The sequence below is a fragment of the Planomonospora parontospora genome (assembly GCA_014647935.1).
GTDB classification, from domain to species: Bacteria; Actinomycetota; Actinomycetes; order Streptosporangiales; family Streptosporangiaceae; genus Planomonospora; species Planomonospora parontospora.
The window spans coordinates 124,190-142,459 of sequence record BMQD01000015.1 but is presented as its reverse complement, the minus strand read 5'-3'; the positions used below and the strand labels follow the sequence as shown (position 1 = coordinate 142,459).

Sequence of the window (18,270 nt, the reverse complement as noted above, 5' to 3'; positions counted from 1 at the left end):
TGAGCAGAAAGAGACCACACGCGATCCGGTTCACGAGGTGAGCCTGTGGGCAGCGGACTTCTAGGGTGAGATCATGGGCAGCTCTGACACCAACCGGCCTTCCGCCCGATGGACGTTCCTCACCAACCACGCCCGGGTCCTGTTGATGATCGCGCAGGACCCGCAGATCCGCCTGCGCGATGTGGCCGCCGAGATCGGGATCACCGAACGGGCCGCGCAGGCGATCGTCGCCGACCTGGAGGAGGCCGGCTACCTCACCCGCACCCGGGTGGGGCGGCGCAACCACTACAGCATCGACGCCACCCGGCGCTTCCGGCATCCGGCGGAGGCGGATGTGCGCATCGACAGCCTGCTCAGCATCTTCACCCATCGGGATCGCCCCGCCGCGGCCCCGTGACGGAGCGTTCTCCGCGTCCTCCTGCGCGTCGGACCACCCGGAGTCCGGCACGGCTTCCCTGCGACCTGCCCGATGAAATCCCTCATATGGGTAGGAAAGGTGTGAGGGGTGGTGTGCCATGGGGGCGAGTGATCAAGATCGCATCGGCGACCCGGAACGGCTGCAGGCGCTGCACGCCACCGGTCTGCTCGACGCGCCGGAGGTGCCGGCGCTGGACCGGGTGACCCGGATGACGACCCGGCTGCTGGACGTGCCGGTCGCGATGGTGTCGCTGATCACCGAGGACCGGCAGGTCGTCGTCAGCACGGCGGGGGTGGCCGATCCGCAGGCGGTGCGGGAGAACCCCCTGGCGCGGTCGCTGTGCCGGCACGTCGTGGCCGACGACGCGCCTCTGGTGATCGACGACGCCCGCGGCGACGGGCGCTGGCACGATCTCGTGGAGAGCACCGGCGGGCGGCTGGCGGCCTATGCCGGGGTGCCGCTGAACACACCGGCCGCGCAGGTGATCGGTGTGCTGTGCGTCATCGACGCCACGGCCCGCACCTGGAGCCGCGAGCAGGTGCGGATCCTGGAGGACCTGGCCGCCCTGATCGAGCCCGAGATCGCGTTGCGGCTGACCCGCGCCGACGCCGCGCAGGGGGCCGCGGGCAGGCAGCAGGAGCGCACCTTCCTGCGCGCCCTGCTCGACAGCCTGGAAGTGTCGGTGATGGCCTGCGACGAGAACGGCAGACTGGTGATCAACAGGCCGCTGCGCGAGAGCCTGCACACCGACACCCCGCCCTCCGACGTGCACTCCTGGCTGCGCTCCTATCCGTTGTACGCCCCCGACGGGCGGACTCCGCTGGCGGTCGAGGAGATGCCGCTGGCCCGGGCGTGGGCCGGTGAATGCTTCCACGGCCGGCAGGTGGTGGCCGAGACCGATGCCGGGCCGCGCCGCTTCCTGGTCAACGGCCGGCCCATCGACACGCCGGAGGGGCACCGCCTGGGCGCTCTGGTCGCCGGCCACGACATCACCGACTCGTACCGCATCGGCCTGCTGCGCGAGGCCCAGCAAGCCGTCACCCGGGTGCTGGCCGACGCCGCCTCCAGCCAGGAGGCCGCCGCCGGCGTGGCCGCCGCGGTCACCGACGCGCTGGGGTGGGCCTACGGCGAGTACTGGCAGGTCGACGGGGACCAGAGGGCCATCACCAGGATCGGTAGCTGGAGCAGGCCCGGACGGGACCTGTCCGCCTTCACCGCAGACCATCCGGAGGTGTTCGTCCGGGGGGAGGAACTGCCGGGGCTGGCCTGGGAGCGCGGTGAGCCGGTCTGGATCGCGGACACGGCGGCCGACCCGGCCGGTACCCCCCGGGTGCGGGCAGGTCTGCGGGCCGGTCTGCGTTCGGCCGTGGCCCTGCCGGTGCGCAGCGGCGCGCAGGTCCTGGGCGTGCTGACCTTCGCCGGCGACCACCCCCGGCAACCTGACGACGATCTGGCCGACCTGCTGGACGGGGTGTGCGCCCATGTGGGCCGGTACATGGAGCGACGCCGCGCCGAGGAGCTCGCGCTGGAGCTGGCCGAGAGCCGCCGCCGGTTCGACCGGATCATCGACCAGCTCACCGACAAGGTCTGGACCGTCGAGGCCGCGCCCGACGGCACAGCCCGCCCGGTCTACGTCAACACCGAGCACACCACCGTCTTCGGCGGGCGGCTGCGCCTGTCGCCCGACGACGACTTCATCGCCGTCATGCTGCGTTTCGTCCATCCCGGAGACCGGGACGCCTTCCGCGCCTTCTGCGCCGAGCTCATCGCCGGGCGGCGGGCCGAGCTGGAGTACCGGCTCATCGGCCTGGACGGCGTCACCCGCTGGGTCTGGAGCCGGGGCGCGCCCCGCCGGGAGGGGGAGCGGCTGCTCATCGACGGCATCTCCACCGACGTCACCGACCGCCGCCAGATCACCGAGGAGCGCGAGCGCCTGCTCGTCCAGCAGCAGCAGCAGGTTCGCCGCCTGCGCCAGGTGGACGAGGTGAAGAACCAGTTCCTGCGCACCGTCAACCACGAACTGCGCACCCCGCTGACCTCGATACACAGCTACCTGCAACTGATCCGCGAGGGAGACCTGGACGCCGCGACCCAGGCACGCTTCCTGGAGGTCATCGACCGCAACAGCACCCGGCTGGGTCAGCTGCTGGACGAACTGCTGCTGATGGCCAGCCTGAACGCCGGAAACGCCGCCTTCACCCCGGCCGAGACCGATCTGGTGGCCTTGGCGCAGAACGCCGTGCAGGCGATCACCGCCCAGGGGCGCACCGAGCACCTGGCCGTGACCGTGCACGCCCCGGCACCGGTGATCGCCTGGGCCGATGCCGGACGCATCCGGCACGCGCTGGCCCACCTGCTGGACAACGCGGTCAAGTTCACCCCGCCCGGCGGCCGCATCGACGTCACCGTCACCGCCGGCCCGGCCCCGGCGATCGAGGTCGCCGACACCGGCACCGGCATCGACCCCCAGGACCTCGACCATGTCTCCGACGACTTCTACCGCGGCGGTACCGCCGAGCAGCGGGCGATCGGCGGCACCGGCGTGGGCTTGGCCCTGGTGCGGAGAATCGCCGACATGCACGGCGGGAACGTGCACATCGAGAGCGGTCCCGGCCACGGCACCCGGGTCCGCCTGACCCTGCCCGCCAAGGTGCCCGGCAAGGCCGCTCCCGCTGCCGCACGGCAGGCCCGCCGAAGGTCATCGCCTTCGTCCGGGCGGCCGCGGCGGCACCGCTGAGGCCGGGTACGGTCAGCCCTCCGGCGCCGGCCGTGCGGCGGGAAGCGGGCCCGGCCCGGTGAATCCCGCCTGACCCGGGATCAGCGGGGGAACAGCTCGAAGCAGACGGCGGGCCGGCCGCCGAAGCGGGCCGAGGCCTCCGAGGTGGCCTGGGAGACGAGCGCGCGGCAGTATTCCTCCGGCTTCCGGTCGGTGAGCGCCTCGATGTAGGTGCGGTGCGCCAGCAGGGAGCGGACGGCGCGTTCCAGGTGATCGCTCACGTCGACGGCGTGGGTCGGGTGGGGGGAGCCGTTCACGGCGACCCAGCGCACGCCGTTCCAGGGGGTGAAGCCCTCGGCGGCCAGCTCGGGGAAGATCCACCGGTTTCCCGCGTCGGCGGCGGCGTCCAGGACCGCCCGGCCCACGGCGCGGTGGTCGGGGGTGTTCCAGGAGGTGCGGCCGTCCCAGGTGTCGTGGTGGTTGACGGTGATCAGCAGCTCCGGCCGGCGGCGCCGGATCTCCCGGGTCAGCTCCCGCCGCAGGGCGGGGCCGTACTCGATCACTCCGTCGCGGTGGTCGAGGAAGTCGACCGAGGTGACGCCGACCACGGCGGCCCCGGCCCGCTGCTCGCTCTCCCGCAGGGCGGCGGCCTGGCCGGGGGACACCGTGTCGATGCCGGCCTCGCCCCTGGTGACCAGCAGATAGAAGACCTCGCGTCCCTCGCTGGTCCAGCGGGAGATCGCCGCCGCGGAGCCGTACTCCAGATCGTCGGGATGGGCGACGATCGCCAGCGCCCGGGTCCAGTCGCTGGGCATCGCTTCGAACTGCTCGGTCATCGGAGCCTCCCGCAGTGAATCTACATCGCGGAGGCGGCGGGCCGCTCCGGCGACGAGGGCCGAGCCCGGCGGATGCCCGCGCGAGGGGGGTACGTGATCGTTCGTGTACGGAACGCGATCTTTTGAATCGATCGCGGTCGACGGGCAACGGCTCATGGGTCACATGCATCTAATGGATGTATCTCCAGGAGTTCTTGGATTTCCGGTTTCGACCGCTGATGGGGCACGCGTCGCGCAGAGGGGGCGGGCTTGGACGAGCTGGGCCTGAAGCAACTGGTCTACCTGGTGACCGACTGGCGGGAGTGGCGGGTCGTCCCGGAGGACCAGGAGGGCGGGGCGGCCGGGAGCATGGTCGGCCGGATGCTCGACCCCGGGGCGGGCGTACCGGGCTCGACGTGGCTGGCGACGTCCGAGGGGGACGCCCTCGGCACGGTGGACTGGCTGCGGGGCGGTGAGGCCGCGGACGCGCTCGCCGCCTACCGCGCGAAGATCAACGCGCTGGCCCGGGGAGGGCCGCGGGCGGAGCACCCCCATGACGGGGACAGCCGCCTGTACGTGCTGCTCGACCCGGAGCGCGCCGACGCGCTCCTGCGGCCGGACCCCCGGGAGACGGCGGAGGCACCGCCGGAGCCGGATCGGGACCCCGTACGGCCCCGCTCCTTCTGGGTCCTGCTGGACGTGCGGTTCCTGTACTCCGGCAACCGGCCGATGATCCATCTGAGTTTCAGCTTCTGGGCCGTGGAGCCGCCGTGGCGGCCCACGCGGACCGGCGGACCGGCCGTCCGCCGGAACGGCGGCCTGTTCCTCGGGCGCGGCGGGGTCTCCGTCCCCGGACGGGACCTGGCGGAGGTCCGCAGGCTCCTCCAGAGCCGCGCTCCCGTGGTCCGCGCCCTCATCGACCGGCACTTCCGGTCCGTGGGGGCCCGCGCCTGGAACCGGGAGTACGGCGCGCCCGAGTTCTGGGTCGCGACGCCCGCCGCCTCCCACAAGCAGAACGCCGCCGGCTTCTGGGCCCAGCCGAATCTCATGACGGGGCTGGCCGGGGTGTTCCTCGGCTGCGGCCCGAAGGACAACGTCGTGGCGGCCGGGGTGCTCCGCGGCAAGGTCCTGGCGGAGGAGGAGCGCAGGAGCGAGGCGCTGACCCTGCGCCGCTTCCAGCGGGAGCTGGCCCGCCCCGTCTATCTCCTCCTGGCGGGGCCGGACAGCGTCGGCCGTGCGCGGGAGGCCGCGCTCCGGCACGTCATCGCAGCGCTGATCGAGGTCGAGGCGATGGCCGCCGACGGGACCCACCGGATCGGCACCAGGCTGGAGATCTGGCGCCGGCACGTGGAGGTCTACGACCACGCGGTGCGGAGCGCGGGGATGCTGTGGGACGGCGTGGCGCTCCACCTGCCGGTCCGGACGGGCAGGTCCCTGCAGCGGGCCCACCACGCGGTCGAGCTCATCCACCAGACCCTCCTGCAGGGCATGGCCGACCTGGCGACGCTCGTGGGGCACGTGGACGAGCAGGCGGGCAAGGCCGAGGCGCTTCCGCACGCGCTGGTCGACCGGGTGGAGGAGCGCTTCACTGAGGAACCCCTGCCCGCCGGCCGGGCCGGCGTCTGCGCGGCCCTCACCACGAGCCACCACATCCAGCGGCTCCGCCGCACCGCCCCGGCGGTGGCGGCGGACGCCAAGCGCGTCACCGAGCAGTACAAGGACCTGCTGCAGTCGATGGCGCACGCCTTCGACGAGCGCCGGGTCCGCGAACTGGAGGTGCTCCAGCGGGCGGAGTGGACGCTGAGCTGGGCCGTCGCGGGCTTCGCGGTCTTCGCCTTCCTGGACTTCGTCGCCGAGCTGGACAAGGTCCGGGGGGAGTGGATCTGGTGGGTCTCCGGAGCGATCGCCGCGGTCATGGCCGCCGTCATGGTGCGGATCGTCGCCTCCTCCCGACGGCTGCGCCGGATCGGCTCGGCCCGCTACCGCGGGCTGCACGACTCGCTGGTGTCCTTCCTGCGGGAGTCGTCCTCGCTGGAACTGGGCCGGTTCGCGACGGAGAACGCGGCCGGGGACGACGGCGGAGCGTGGGAGGAGCGCGACAGACGGCTGGCGGAGCGGTTCGCCGAGCTGTGGGACGGCTCCGCCGACGGGAGCCGCCGGGACGGGGACGCGCGCGGGAGCGGGACGGGCGGCGTCCGGCGGAGGTGGCGGCCCGGAAAGCCGCACGAGGCGGACCTGGAGGTGCTGACCGGGGAGATCGAGCAGTGGATCCCGCACATCTTGCTGCTGACCGAACGGGCGCGGATGCTCCAGAGCTACCGGTTGCCCCGGTTGACCCTCCTGTACCGCTACTGCGTCCGGCTGCCGTCGCGATGGCCGATGCAGGACCTCGTCCCGGTGCCCGACATCGAGTTCCGGCTGGTCATGGAGAACGCGGGCTACCGTCCCGGGGACGCGGACAGGATCGACCGGGCGGTCGCGGAGCGGGTCGGCGGGGTGGGGGAGAGGCGGGCCGCGCGGCACGCCGGGGCGCTGCTGCGGGGGGTGGAGGCCGAGCTGGCGTGCCTGCCTCCGGCGCAGAACGGAAGCTCGGCAAGTTACGAATCTACATTGTAAAGCCGGTGGGCTGGATACCCTGATTCAGTGGCCGAGCCGTACCTGACCCTGGAGGAACCCGTCGAGCACGAGATCGAGATCAAGCGGTCGCGGTTCATCTGCGCGATCGTCCCGGCCTCCTCGGAGGAGGAGGCGCGCGACTTCGTCGCCGGGCGCAGGGGGCTCCACCCCGACGCCACGCACAACTGCTCGGCCTACGTGATCGGCGACCGGCGGCTGCAGAAGGCCGACGACGACGGCGAGCCCGGCGGGACGGCGGGCACGCCGATGCTGGAGACCCTGCTGCGCCGGGGCCTCGGCGACGTGGCCACGGTGGTCACCCGCTACTTCGGCGGGGTCAAGCTGGGCGCGGGCGGGCTGGTCCGCGCGTACGGCGGGGCGGTCGGCAGGACACTGGACCTGGTCGTGCCGGTGGAGATGGTGCCGGCCAGGATCATGACCGTGACCGTGGACCACCTCCGCGCCGGGCGGTTGGAGAACGACCTGCGGATCTCGCCGTACGAGGTGCGCGGGGCGGTCTACGGCGCGCGGGTCGGCCTCGAGGTGGCGGTGCGGGAGTCGGAGCTGGGGATCTTCCCCGACTGGGTCGCCACCCTGACGGCGGGCCAGGCCGTCATCGAACCAGGTGAAACGGTGTATCTCCGGAAAGCCTGACGAGCGTTCCCCCTCCTCAGGGCCAGAGGAAGTGTGAGATGGGTCACATCAGCCCCGTGTGTGACGCGGCCGCCTCCGGCTCCGGCGGTCCGCCCCTCCTGCTGCGGAGCGGCTCCGGATCCGCTCGTCCTTGCCGTTCGCGCGGTCATCGCAACGCCCTGACGTGCGAAGACGCCAATGGACGGTGGCCGCCTCCGATGGACCGCCGGGCCGCCGCCGCCGGATGGCCGGATCTTGGGGTTTTCCACACCCTCCGGCTGAGGAGGCCGTCACTCCACAACGGTGCTCTGCCTCATGCATGGCATATCCAGGGTTCCCTAGCCTTGTCCCATGAGTTCAACGACTGTCGACGGAGTCGCCGGGTGGGCGATCAACCTTATGGAGGCCCTGGGAGCGCCCGGGGCCGGGATCGCGATCGCGCTCGAGAACCTGTTCCCGCCGCTGCCGAGCGAGGTGATCCTGCCGCTGGCGGGCTTCACCGCCAGCCAGGGGAACATGGGCCTGTTCGACGCCGTGCTCTGGACCACCCTGGGATCGGTGATCGGTGCGCTGGCGCTGTACGCGGTGGGCGCGCTGCTCGGCCGTGAGCGGGTGATCGCGATCGCCTCCAAGCTGCCGCTGGTCAGCGTCTCCGACATCGAGAAGACCGAGGCCTGGTTCGGTAGGCACGGCAAGAAGACGGTCTTCTTCGGGCGGATGATCCCCATCTTCCGCAGCCTCATCTCGATCCCGGCCGGCGTCGAGCGCATGCCGCTCTCGATCTTCACCCTGCTCACCCTGATGGGCAGCCTCATCTGGAACACGGCGTTCGTGATGGCGGGGTACGCACTCGGGGAGAACTACCACCTGGTCGAGCAGTACATGGGGATCGTCTCCAAGGCGGTGCTGGGCGTCGTCCTGCTGGCCGTCGTGATCTTCATCACGGTCCGGCTGAAGGACCGCGGCAAGGGCAAGCACCACGCCGGATGACGGCGGGGCGGTCGTGGCCGGGCCGCCGCGTCATCGGGCCGCCCGGGATGCCGCGTCATCAGGCCTCCCGGGGCCGCCGCGCGAGGGGCCGCCGAGCCTCCGCTCAGCCCTCCAGGGCGTACTGCATGACCCGGAACTTGGCCTGGGCCTCGGCGAGTTCGGCGGCCGGATCGGAGTCGCCCATGATGCCGCAGCCGGCGAAGAGCCGGGCGTGGGCGCCCTCGATCTGGGCGCAGCGCAGGGCGATGCCCCACTCGCCGTCGCCGCGGGAGTCGATCCAGCCGACCGGGCCGGCGTATCCGGCGCGGTCCATGCCCTCGAGCTCGCGGATGACCTGCAGGGCGGCCCGGGTGGGGGTGCCGCCGACGGCCGCCGTCGGGTGCAGGGCGGCGACCACGTCCAGGACCGACAGCCCGGCGGACAGGTGGCCGGTCACCGGGCTGGCGAGGTGCTGGACGTTGGGGAGCACGAGCAGCTCGGGCTCCTCCGGGATCTTCAGCTCGGCGCAGAGCGGGGCGAGGGTCCGGCGGACGGAGTCGATCGCGCAGGCGTGCTCGCGGCGGTCCTTGGCGGAGGCGAACAGGGCGGCCCCGCGTGCCGCGTCGTCGGCCGGGCCGGTGCCGCGGGGGGTGGTGCCGGCCAGGACGAGGGACTCGACGGTCTCGCCGGTGCGGCGGACCAGGAGCTCGGGGGTGGCGCCGACCAGTCCGGCGCAGGAGAAGGTGTAGCACTCGGGGAAGCGCCCGGCCAGGCGGGACAGGAGCACCCGCACGTCGATGGGGTGTTCGGCGACGGCGGTCAGGTCGCGGGCGAGCACGGCCTTCTCCAGGCGGCCGGACCGGATCCGGTGGGCGGCCTGCGCGACGGCGTGCTCCCATTCGGGAGCGGTGAGGCTGCCGTCCCCGTAGCTGATCCGGCCGGGGTCGCGGGGGGCGGTGATCTCGTCGAGGCGTCCCTCGCCGATGGTGGTGAGCCAGGCCCGGCCGTCACGGCGGGCGAGGACCGTCCGCGGGACGACGAGGACGGACCCCGGGGAGGCGGGGTCGAAGGTGAAGGAGCCGAAGGCGACGGGGCCGGAGCCGGGGGCGTGCGCCTCGTCGTCGACGTGGGCCCCGGCGAAGACGGACGAGAGCCAGTCGCGGGCCCAGTCGAAGCGTCCGGGGCCGGGCGGCACGCTCACCCGCGCGGCCTCCCCCCAGGCGACGAGGCCCTCGCCGTGCCGGATCCAGGCATGCGGGGCGGCGGCGGGAAGTCGCGTGAGCAGGTCGCCGGGGTCGGCGACGAGGGCGGTTCTCACCACGAGAGGACGGGTCGATCCGAGCGCGGCTCTCACCCCTGACACTCTATGCGGAAACTGAACGTGTTCGACGGCGGCCCCCCGGGGCAGGCACGGCCCCAGGGGTCTGTCAAGGGAACCAAGGGAGTCGGTCAACCGGGAGCGCCGTCCTGGCCTGCGGTGATACATCCGGGAGCAGATGTGAGCTCTCACCGGAGGTGCCATGGCGCGCAGGAGTGTGACCGTGTCCACAGCGACACCGACGGCGAAACTGACGGCGACACTGACGGCGACGGCGGTCCTGGCGGCCGGCTGGGCGGGAGCCGCCGGGGCTGAGGTGCGCCGGGCGGCCGTGCCGTGGCGGCCGGTGGTCATGGCGGCGCTGGGCGACTCCATCAGCGCCGGGTTCAACGTCTGCGGCTGGTACGTCTCCTGCACCTCGCGCTCGTGGGCGGCGGGGGACCACGCCGAGGTGCTCAGTCACTACCTGCGGCTGCTCGCCCGGGACGAGGCCGTCGAGGGGCACAACGTCAACCTCGCCGTCCCCGGTGCGACCAGCGCCGACCTGTCCGGGCAGATGACGCGGGCGGTCGCGCGGCGGGCCGACTACGTGACGGTCCTGATCGGGGCCCAGGACGCCTGCGTGCCGGAGGAGCGGAGGATGACGCCGGTCCCGGTCTACCGGGCCAGGGTGGCCGCCGCGCTGCGGCTGCTGAAGGAGCGGCGGCCGGGGGCGCGGGTGTTCCTGGCCAGCATCCCCGATCTGAAGCGGCTGTGGCGGGTGGGCAGGGGCAACGCGGCGGCCCGCGGTTTCTGGACGGTGGGCCGCATCTGCCCCACGATGCTGGCGCGCCCGGCCTCCACCGCCCCGGCCGACCGGGCGCGCCGCGACCGGGTGCGGGCGCGGGTCGCGGCCTACAACAGGGCGCTGGCGGACGTCTGCGCGGAGTACGGCCGGGCGTGCCGGTTCGACGGCGGGGCGGTGTTCCGCCATCCCTTCACGCTGGACCACGTCAGCGGATGGGACTTCTTCCACCCCAACGCCGCGGGGCAGCGGCTGATCGCCAAGACGACCTTCGCCGCGGCCCGCGGCTGGCTCGACGAGCCCGCCGGGCGACGCTGACCGGGCTCCGTCCGCTCCGGGCGGGACCCTGCCGCGGCGGGCACGGCCGGGCGGGGCCCGGCCGCCGTCGGCACGGCCGGGCTCACCCCTCCAGGGCCGCGAGGAGCGAGGCGGTCCGCTCGGGCTCGGAGAACATCGGCCAGTGGCCGGTGGGGAGCTCGGCGAAGCTCCACTCCGGCCCGGCCAGCGCCGCGAAGAACGGGTGGCCGGAGGAGATCATCGCGTGGACCTGCTCCATCGGGAACGAGCACGAGACGAGCGTCTTGGGCAGGTGGGCCGCCGCGCCGGTGAGCGCCAGCGGGGCGGTCATGGCGCCGTACGGCTGCGGCGTCGCGCGGGACGCGAACCAGGCGCGCTCGGTCTCGCCCAGGCCCTCCAGGCTGGCTCCGGTCTTCTCCAGCTCCTCCCAGGACGGCAGCGGATAGGCGGTGCCGCCCTGCTCGGCGACCCGCCGCTCGACGAAGGCCCGCTCCGCGGGCTCGTTCATGTCCGTCCAGGCCATGCCGTCGGCCATGGGGCCGCTGTCGAGGTAGACCACGCGGGCGATGCGCTCGGGGATCCGGTCGGCCGCCCCGGTGACGGGCCCGCCGCCGCCGCTGTGCGCGACGAGGACCACGTCGTGCAGGTCGGCGTAGACGATCGTGTTGACGATGTCCTGGACGTGGGTCTCCAGGTCGGTCTCCGCGGTGGCCAGGTGGACCCGGTCGCCGAGGCCGGTGAGAGTGACGGGGTGGACGCCGTGGCCCTCGGCGCGGAGCCGGGCGGCGACCTTCTCCCAGGCCCAGCCGCCGAGCCAGAAGCCGGGGACCAGGACGTAGGTCCGCCGGGCCGGCGTCTCGGCGGTGATGGGGGCGGGGGTGCCGGTGGTCGGCTGGCTCATGGGTTCTTCGTCCTTCCGTCGTCGTGTGCTTCCACCCTAGGATGGAATCCGGGCAGTTTCGGTCCTGATTCACGAGGTGTTTCCCATGACGGCCGCTCGGGTGCTGGCACTGCTCGAACTCCTGCAGGCCGCTCCCGGTCTGACCGGGCCGGAGCTGGCCGCCCGGCTGCAGGTCGACGAGCGCACGGTGCGCCGCTACGCGGTCCGGCTGGGCGATCTGGGCGTGCCGGTGGAGGCCGAGCGGGGGCGCTACGGCGGCTACCGGCTGCTGCCGGGCTACAAGCTGCCTCCGCTGATGCTCACCGACGACGAGGCGACGGCGGTGGTGCTGGGGCTGGTGGCCGGGCGGCGGACCGGCCTGGCGGTGGGGGAGGCGGCGACCGAGAGCGCGCTGGCCAAGATCCAGCGGGTGCTGCCGCGGGCGCTGCGCGAGCGCGTCGACGCGGTCGCGCAGACCCTGGACCACACCCGCGCCCCGGCGGCCACACCGGTCCCGAGGGCCGGGCCGCTGCTGGTGCTGGCCGACGCCGTCCGGCACGGGCGCACGGTACGGCTGGCCTACCGGTCGTGGCGGGGGGAGCCGTCGGAGCGGGAGCTGGACCCGTACGGCATCGTCTTCCACTCCGGGCGCTGGTACGTCGCGGGGCTCGATCACCGCAGCGGCGAGGTGCGCACCTTCCGGGTGGACCGGGTGGCGGGGGCCGAGGGCACCGGGCGGGGCTTCGAGGTCCCGGAGGGCTTCGACGCGGCCGGGCACGTGACGGGGTCGCTGTCGGCGGTGCCGTACCGGCACGAGGTGCGGGTGCTGCTGGCCACGACGCCGGAGGAGGCGCGCCGCCGGGTGCCGGCGGCGGCCGCGGCGCTGGAGGAGACGCCCGAGGGGGTGCTGCTGACGATGCGGGCCGAGCGGCTGGACGGGATGGCGCAGATGCTGGCCGGGCTCGGCTGGCCGTTCACGGTGCTCGAACCGGAGGCGCTGCGCGGGGAGGTGCGGGCGCTGGCCGCGCGGCTGGCGGAGTGGGCCGCGCCCTGACCTCCGTACGGTGGCCCGGTCGGCGGCGCCCCCGCCCGCGTGCGGCGCCCGGAGGAGTCAGCGGGGGGGCAGCGGGGGGATGGAGAGCCGGGGCCGGTCGGCGGGGTTGGGCGTGTGCGGCGGGTGGGCGGCCAGCCGCTCCAGCGCCACCCGGATCGCGGTGTCCAGCTGGGTGTCGATCCCCGCGGCGTAGTCCTGCGGGGTGATGTCCACCTCCAGGTCGGGGTCGGTGCCGTAGTTCTCCACCCGCCAGCCCACGTCGTCGAAGGCGAAGGAGAACTCCGGCTGGGTGGTGACGGTCCCGTCGGCCAGCTGGTGGCGGGGCCAGATGCCGATCACCCCGCCCCAGGTGCGCTTGCCGATCAGCGGGCCCAGGCCCAGCAGTTTGAAGGTGTGGCTGAAGATGTCGCCGTCGGAGCCCGCCCACTCGTTGGTGATCGCCACCATGGGCCCGCGGGGCGACTCCTCGGGATAGGGCTCGGGCACGCCCCAGCGGGGGTGGTTGTAGCCCAGGCGGCGCCGGGACAGCTTCTCCAGCAGCAGGGAGGAGACGTGGCCGCCGCCGTTGAAGCGGACGTCGACGATCAGGCCCTCCCGGTCGTATTCGGCCAGGAAGCCGCGGTGGAACTCGGCGTAGCCGTCCGGGCCCATGTCGGGGATGTGCAGGTAGCCGATCCGGCCGCCGGTGCGCTCGTGGCAGCGGGCGCGGTTGTCGCGGACCCAGTCGCGGTAACGGCCCGGCTGCTCGTCGGCGACGGCCCGCACGGTGACGGTCCGCGTCTCCTCGCCGCGGGCGACGGTGAGCTGGACCTCCTCGTCGGCCTGGTTGACCAGGTGCTCGGCGGGGCCGGTGGCGGCGTTGACGCTCTGGCCGTTGACGGCGAGGATCGCGTCGCCGGGCCGTACGTCCACGCCGAGGCGGTTGAGCGGGGAGGTGGCCCCGGGGTCCCAGCGGTCGCCGTCGACGATGCGGGTGATGCGGTGCAGGCCGCCGGTGAAGGACAGGTCGGCGCCGAGCTTGCCCTGGCGGTAGTGCGGGCGGGCGCGGTAGGCGCCGCCGCTCTCGTAGGCGTGGGAGGTGCCGAGCTCGCCGAGCAGCTCCCACAGCAGGTCGGAGAACTCCCCGCGGGTGGTGACCCGGTCCACCAGCGGCAGGTAGCGGCGGTAGACGCCCTCCCAGTCGATGCCGGCCATGTCCTCGGCCCAGAAGTGCTCGCGCTGCAGGCGCCAGGCCTCGCGGAACATCTGCCGCCATTCGGCTTCGGGGCAGACGGAGACCTTGACGCGGGACAGGTCGATCCAGCCGCTCTCGCGGTCCGGGCTCTCGTCGTCCTCGGGGGTCTCGCCGGCCTTGACGACGCGCAGCCGTGAGCCGGAGCGGTAGAGCAGGGTGGCGCCGTCGCGGCCGAGCTGGAACTCCGACACGTCCGTGACCAGGGTCTCGTGCTTCTGCTTGGCGAAGTCGTAGGCGCACAGGGTGCCGTCGGAGAAGGCGGCGTGCTCGTCGCCGAGGGCGCCCTCGACGGGGTAGGTGAGGTAGACGGCCTTGCCCTTGACCGCGGTGACGGCCTCGTAGCGGCACTCGGGGACGGGGAAGGCGACGATGCGGTCCTCCAGGCCGTCGGTGTCGACGGCGAACTCGACCTCCTCGTCCTCGTCCTCCTCGTCGGCGCCGGACAGGGGGCGGGGCTCGGGGACGAAGGGGGAGCCGGTGCCGGCGCGCAGGGCCAGGGCGTAGAGGCGGGAGCCGAGGGGGAAGCCCAGGTCGAAGCCGAGCTCGTCGTAGACGGGGTTGAAGACGCGCTGGCCGACGAAGTAGAGGTAGCGGCCGGCGGGGTCGAAGGCGGGGGAGGAGTCCCAGAGCACGGGCCGGGTGGCCGGGAAGGTCTCGCCGGTGGCTGCCCGGCACAGCCTGATCGCCATGGTCTGGGCGGTGTCGCGGAAGGCGTAGGCGAGCCAGCGGCCGTCGGGTGACCAGGCGGGGTCCTCGACGGCGCCGAACCGGCTGGAGTCGATCACGGTGGCCTCGGCGGGATCGGCGGCCAGGTCGACGAGGAGCAGTTCGTTGCGGTGGTTGGTGACGGCGACGGTGTCGGCCTTGGGGGAGACCTGCAGCGCGGTGATCCGGCCGGTGTCGAGGTGGTCGAGCCGCTGGGGACCGGCGCCGCCGTCGGCCGTGAGGACGGTCAGGGTCTCCCGGTCGCGGTCGTCGCTGGCGGCGGTGATCAGCCGCAGTCCGTCGTTGAGCCAGGTCAGCAGCCGGTAGCGGACGCCGTAGGGGGCGCCGTGCTGGCGGACGGGGCCTTCCCAGGCGGCGAAGGAGAACGCCTTGCCGCGGGTGGTGATCGCCAGGCCGCTGCCGTCGGGGCTGAGGGTGGCGCTGTCGAGGAAGTTCTCGGCGGCGACGAAGCGGCGGTTGCGCTGGGTGCGGGAGCTGCGCAGGCTGACCTCGACGCGGTGGGACTCCCCGTCGTCCAGCAGGTAGAGCTCGCCGCCGGCGTGGTAGACGAGCCGGCGGCCGTCGCCGGACAGGTTGCGGGCGTAGTAGTCGGTGTGGTCGGTGTGCCGGCGCAGGCCGGTGCCGTCGGCGGTGCAGGAGTAGACGTTGCCCACGCCCTCGTGGTCGGAGATGAAGTAGACGCGTCCCGAGGCCCAGCAGGGGGAGGCGAGGTTGCCGGGCAGGGCGATGAGCCGCCGGAAGACGCCGTCGCCGATCCACAGGTCGCCGACGGTGCCGCCGCGGTAGCGCTTCCACCGGGCGGGGTCGGCGGTGTTGCGGCCGATCACGATGTGCGGGCCGTAGGAGATGGAGTTGGCCGGGCCGTACGGCAGGCGTTCGGGGCCGCGGTGCGGCAGGACGCGGTGCAGCCATTTCTGGCCGTGGAAGGGCTGGCCGGCGTCACTGGCGTACAGGATCGCCCCGTCGGGGTCCCAGCCGGTGACGGTGGAGCGGGTGCCGTGGTAGGTGACGCGCCGGGCGGAGCCGCCGTCGGCGGGCATCACGTAGACCTCTTCCGGGCCCTCCTCCCGGCCGGCGAAGGCGATCCGGTCGCCGCCGGGGGAGAAGCGGGGATAGCCGGCTTCGGCGACCCCCGCGGTGAGGCGGAAGGCGCGGCCGCCGGCGGCCGGCACCATCCAGAGGTCGTCCTCGGCGGAGAACACGACGACGTCGCCGAAGACCGTCGGGAATCGCAGGTAGGCGGACATGGTGGCTCACTCCGTGGTCAGGTGGCTCGAGGACGTCTCCCGGTGCGGCCCGGACGTCTCCGGGCCGTCCGGCCGGATCCCATGTCCGTCGCCGAAGGGGACGTTCCGGGCGGTCCGGGGCGTCACGCGGTGTGACGCCGGGGCGTCCCGGAATCGTCCCCTGACGGTGTGGCGCTATTCGGCGCCCTCGGGGCGTTTGGCCTGCCGCTTGGCCTGCTTCGCCTCGCGTGTGGCCTTGATCGCGGCCTTCTTCTGCTTGCCCGAGGCCTTGGCGGGCTTCTTCTTCTCGACCATTCTCTCCCCCTGGTTTTTTGTACGGCGATGCAGCTGATCGCGTGCATCAAGCCTGTTCGTACCCTTTTCGGGGGTTGGCCATCCATCGGGAGGGGAGGGGCGGGTGATGTCTCCGGGTTCGTCCTCGATGTCCCCCGCGGGCTCCGGTGCGGGGCGGGAGCGGCTTCGGAAATCGTCTCCCGTTCCCGCGCGGCGAGCAGGCAAAGAAGAGGTAAATCGCAGCCCTCGGAACGGATAACGATCTTCATGATTGGGCAGAACGTCGGCACACGCCTTGCATTCCGGGGAGGTGCGGCATGGCCTGGTCGAAAGACGAGGAGCGAATGCTGCTGCAGATCGAGCGTCACCTCGTCGACGAGGACCCGCGGCTGGCCGCGCGGCTGGAGTCGTTCAACGAGCGCGTCCAGCGCAGGGAGGGCGGCCGCCGCCGGGGGGATCCCGGAGGCGGGGCGGGGCGGTTGCGCAGGCGCCCGCGCCGTTCGACGGTCGTCATCATGGTCAGCTGGTTGCTGATCGCGACCCTGATCGCGACGTTGCTGATCATGGTCCTGCGTCACGACGCCGCCGCGCTCCCGCTCTGAGCGGACGCGCGGGGCGGCCGGAGCGGGTGCGGGTCAGTCCAGGGCGCGCAGGAACGCCGCGGCCACGGGGGCCGCGTCCGTGCCGCCGCCCGCGCCCTCCTCGACGATCACGGCGAAGGCCAGGTCGCCCCTGAAGCCGATGAACCAGGCGTGGGTCTTCAGGTCGTCCTGCGGGCCGTACTCCGCGGTGCCGGTCTTGCCGCGGGTGCCCGCGGGCAGGCCCGCGCCCTCGGCGGTGCCCTTGGTGACCACGGCGGACATCATCCGGTGCATCGGGCCGACGACGCCTTCGGGCAGGGCCCGGGGCTCGAGCTTCTGCGGGGCCGACGGCACGAGGGTGGGCGGCCGCCAGGTGCCGTCGGCCAGCGCGGCGGCGACCGAGGCCATCATCAGCGGGCTGGCGGTGATGCGGCCCTGGCCGAAGGACTCGGCGGCCAGTTCGGCGTCGCTCTCGGCCCGGGGGAGCTTGCCGCCGTGCACCTCGGCGGTGCCGATGTCGAGCTGCTCGTTGAAGCCGAACAGCTCGGCGGCCCGCACCATCTCGTCGGCGCCCAGCCGCTCCTTGGCCAGCGGGGCGAAGGTGGTGTTGCAGGAGTGGGCGAAGGAGTCGGAGAAGGTCACCGAGCCGTAGGCGGCGTGGTGGGAGTTGCGGATCGGCAGCCCGCCGACGTTGACGTCCTTGGGGCAGGTGACCTTGTCGCCGGGGCCCACGCCGGCTTCGAGGAGCCCGACGGCGGTGACCGCCTTGAAGGTGGAGCCGGGCGGGTAGGCGCCGTTCAGGGCGCGGTTGAAGCCGCCCTTGTTGTTGACGACGGCGAGGATCTCGCCGGTCGATGGCTTGACCGCGACCATCGAGGCGGTCTTGTCGAGGTCGCGTACGGCTCCGGCCGCGGCGTCCTGGACCCGCAGGTCCAGGCTGGTCTCCAGGGGCTCGCCCTTCTCGCCCTCGATGGTGCCGACGGTCTTGGCGGTTCCGGCCGCGCCGCCGGTGCCGACGAGCTGGATCTGGGTGCTCGGGGTCCCGGCCAGGCGCTGCTGGAACCTCTCCTGCAGGCCGCCCCTTCCGACGGCCTGGCCGGTCCTGTAGGAGGAGCCGAGCTTCTTGACGTCCTTGTCGGTGGCCTTGTCGAGGAAGCCGACGAGCTGCTGGACCGAGCCGCCCACGTCGCCGCCGTCGATGCGCTCGCCGCCGGCGGCGGTGATGGCCGCCCGTTCGGGCCAGTCGGTCTTCAGCGCGAAGGAGGATCCGGCGGTGAGGTCGGGGTGGACCGCCCTGGGTGACCAGTCGACCTTCCAGTGCCGGTCGACGACCGCCAGGTCGATGGTCCCGGAGTAGCTCCACTCGCCGACGTTCTTCAGCCGGAGGGTGGCGGTGTAGGCGGCCTGGGCGGTGTCGTCGCCGGTCTCGCGGACCGAGTCGAGCCGGATCGCGGTGCTCTCCACCGCCCAGCCCTTGTGCATGTCGTCGTAGGCGCGGGCGAAGGCGGGATCGGCGGTGCCCAGCTCGGCCCGCATGGCGGCCTGGTCGCCCCGCTGCCAGGCCTGGGTGAAGCGCTGCGCGGTCTCCTGCGGGGTGCCGCGCGTGTGGAGGTACCACCAGGCTCCGCCGCCGGCGGCGCCCGCCACCAGCACGGTGGTCACCGTCGTGATCGCTATCGTCCTGCCGCGCGGCATCTGGCCACCCCCGT

At 73.2% G+C, this 18,270-nt stretch carries 13 protein-coding genes; 8 read left to right on the top strand and 5 right to left on the bottom strand.

Annotated features, from left to right (window positions below):
- The first annotated feature begins 73 nt into the window (after positions 1-73).
- Together IEZ07_RS23160 and IEZ07_RS23155 are read left to right on the top strand one after the other, a co-directional pair.
- Positions 74-397: a helix-turn-helix transcriptional regulator gene (locus IEZ07_RS23160; RefSeq protein WP_191896648.1), complete on the top strand. Its 324-nt coding sequence runs from the start codon at positions 74-76 to the stop codon at positions 395-397.
- Positions 398-515: 118 nt separating this feature from the next.
- A complete protein-coding gene (locus IEZ07_RS23155) occupies positions 516-3,155 on the top strand; it encodes an ATP-binding protein (protein WP_191896647.1) in 2,640 nt (879 codons plus the stop codon).
- An 80-nt stretch (positions 3,156-3,235) separates the two neighbouring features.
- Here IEZ07_RS23155 and IEZ07_RS23150 read toward each other — a convergent pair whose 3' ends face one another.
- Positions 3,236-3,970 (bottom strand): PIG-L deacetylase family protein, encoded by a 735-nt coding sequence (locus IEZ07_RS23150; protein WP_191896646.1) that lies wholly within the window; start codon positions 3,968-3,970, stop codon positions 3,236-3,238.
- 249 nt (positions 3,971-4,219) lie between these two features.
- Here IEZ07_RS23150 and IEZ07_RS23145 point away from each other — a divergent pair, with 249 nt between their 5' ends.
- From IEZ07_RS23145 to IEZ07_RS23135, 3 genes are all read left to right on the top strand, one after another.
- On the top strand, positions 4,220-6,565 hold the full coding sequence (locus tag IEZ07_RS23145) for a hypothetical protein (protein WP_191896645.1): 2,346 nt from the start codon (positions 4,220-4,222) through the stop codon (positions 6,563-6,565).
- A 27-nt stretch (positions 6,566-6,592) separates the two neighbouring features.
- A complete protein-coding gene (locus IEZ07_RS23140; RefSeq protein ID WP_191896644.1) occupies positions 6,593-7,219 on the top strand; it encodes a YigZ family protein in 627 nt (208 codons plus the stop codon).
- 330 nt (positions 7,220-7,549) lie between these two features.
- Positions 7,550-8,188, top strand: a complete 639-nt coding sequence (locus IEZ07_RS23135; RefSeq protein WP_191896643.1) for a DedA family protein — start codon at positions 7,550-7,552, stop codon at positions 8,186-8,188.
- A 103-nt stretch (positions 8,189-8,291) separates the two neighbouring features.
- Here IEZ07_RS23135 and IEZ07_RS23130 read toward each other — a convergent pair whose 3' ends face one another.
- Entirely contained in the window at positions 8,292-9,521 is a 1,230-nt protein-coding gene (locus tag IEZ07_RS23130; protein ID WP_191896642.1) for an isochorismate synthase, read from the bottom strand.
- 187 nt (positions 9,522-9,708) lie between these two features.
- Here IEZ07_RS23130 and IEZ07_RS23125 point away from each other — a divergent pair, with 187 nt between their 5' ends.
- Positions 9,709-10,587 (top strand): SGNH/GDSL hydrolase family protein, encoded by an 879-nt coding sequence (locus IEZ07_RS23125; protein ID WP_239320507.1) that lies wholly within the window; start codon positions 9,709-9,711, stop codon positions 10,585-10,587.
- 82 nt (positions 10,588-10,669) lie between these two features.
- Here the strand turns inward: IEZ07_RS23125 and IEZ07_RS23120 are convergent, their stop codons facing one another.
- Positions 10,670-11,467, bottom strand: a complete 798-nt coding sequence (locus tag IEZ07_RS23120; protein ID WP_191896640.1) for an alpha/beta fold hydrolase — start codon at positions 11,465-11,467, stop codon at positions 10,670-10,672.
- Positions 11,468-11,552: 85 nt separating this feature from the next.
- Between IEZ07_RS23120 and IEZ07_RS23115 the strand changes: the two genes are divergently transcribed.
- A complete protein-coding gene (locus tag IEZ07_RS23115; protein WP_191896639.1) occupies positions 11,553-12,500 on the top strand; it encodes a helix-turn-helix transcriptional regulator in 948 nt (315 codons plus the stop codon).
- Positions 12,501-12,557: 57 nt separating this feature from the next.
- Here IEZ07_RS23115 and IEZ07_RS23110 read toward each other — a convergent pair whose 3' ends face one another.
- Positions 12,558-15,707: a S41 family peptidase gene (locus tag IEZ07_RS23110; protein WP_191896638.1), complete on the bottom strand. Its 3,150-nt coding sequence runs from the start codon at positions 15,705-15,707 to the stop codon at positions 12,558-12,560.
- 590 nt (positions 15,708-16,297) lie between these two features.
- On the opposite strand from IEZ07_RS23110, the gene IEZ07_RS23105 reads away from it, so the two are divergent.
- A complete protein-coding gene (locus IEZ07_RS23105) occupies positions 16,298-16,582 on the top strand; it encodes a DUF3040 domain-containing protein (RefSeq protein WP_068900719.1) in 285 nt (94 codons plus the stop codon).
- A 33-nt stretch (positions 16,583-16,615) separates the two neighbouring features.
- Here IEZ07_RS23105 and IEZ07_RS23100 read toward each other — a convergent pair whose 3' ends face one another.
- Positions 16,616-18,256, bottom strand: coding sequence for a penicillin-binding transpeptidase domain-containing protein (locus IEZ07_RS23100; RefSeq protein WP_191896637.1), 1,641 nt, complete (start codon positions 18,254-18,256; stop codon positions 16,616-16,618).
- Positions 18,257-18,270: the final 14 nt, after the last annotated feature.

Coding starts and splice junctions, on each gene's coding strand:
- IEZ07_RS23160 (WP_191896648.1), top strand. CDS start 74: ATGGGCAGCTCTGACACCAACCGGCCTTCCGCCCGATGGACGTTCCTC.
- IEZ07_RS23155 (WP_191896647.1), top strand. CDS start 516: ATGGGGGCGAGTGATCAAGATCGCATCGGCGACCCGGAACGGCTGCAG.
- IEZ07_RS23150 (WP_191896646.1), bottom strand. CDS start 3,970: ATGACCGAGCAGTTCGAAGCGATGCCCAGCGACTGGACCCGGGCGCTG.
- IEZ07_RS23135 (WP_191896643.1), top strand. CDS start 7,550: ATGAGTTCAACGACTGTCGACGGAGTCGCCGGGTGGGCGATCAACCTT.
- IEZ07_RS23120 (WP_191896640.1), bottom strand. CDS start 11,467: ATGAGCCAGCCGACCACCGGCACCCCCGCCCCCATCACCGCCGAGACG.
- IEZ07_RS23115 (WP_191896639.1), top strand. CDS start 11,553: ATGACGGCCGCTCGGGTGCTGGCACTGCTCGAACTCCTGCAGGCCGCT.
- IEZ07_RS23110 (WP_191896638.1), bottom strand. CDS start 15,707: ATGTCCGCCTACCTGCGATTCCCGACGGTCTTCGGCGACGTCGTCGTG.
- IEZ07_RS23105 (WP_068900719.1), top strand. CDS start 16,298: ATGGCCTGGTCGAAAGACGAGGAGCGAATGCTGCTGCAGATCGAGCGT.
- IEZ07_RS23100 (WP_191896637.1), bottom strand. CDS start 18,256: ATGCCGCGCGGCAGGACGATAGCGATCACGACGGTGACCACCGTGCTG.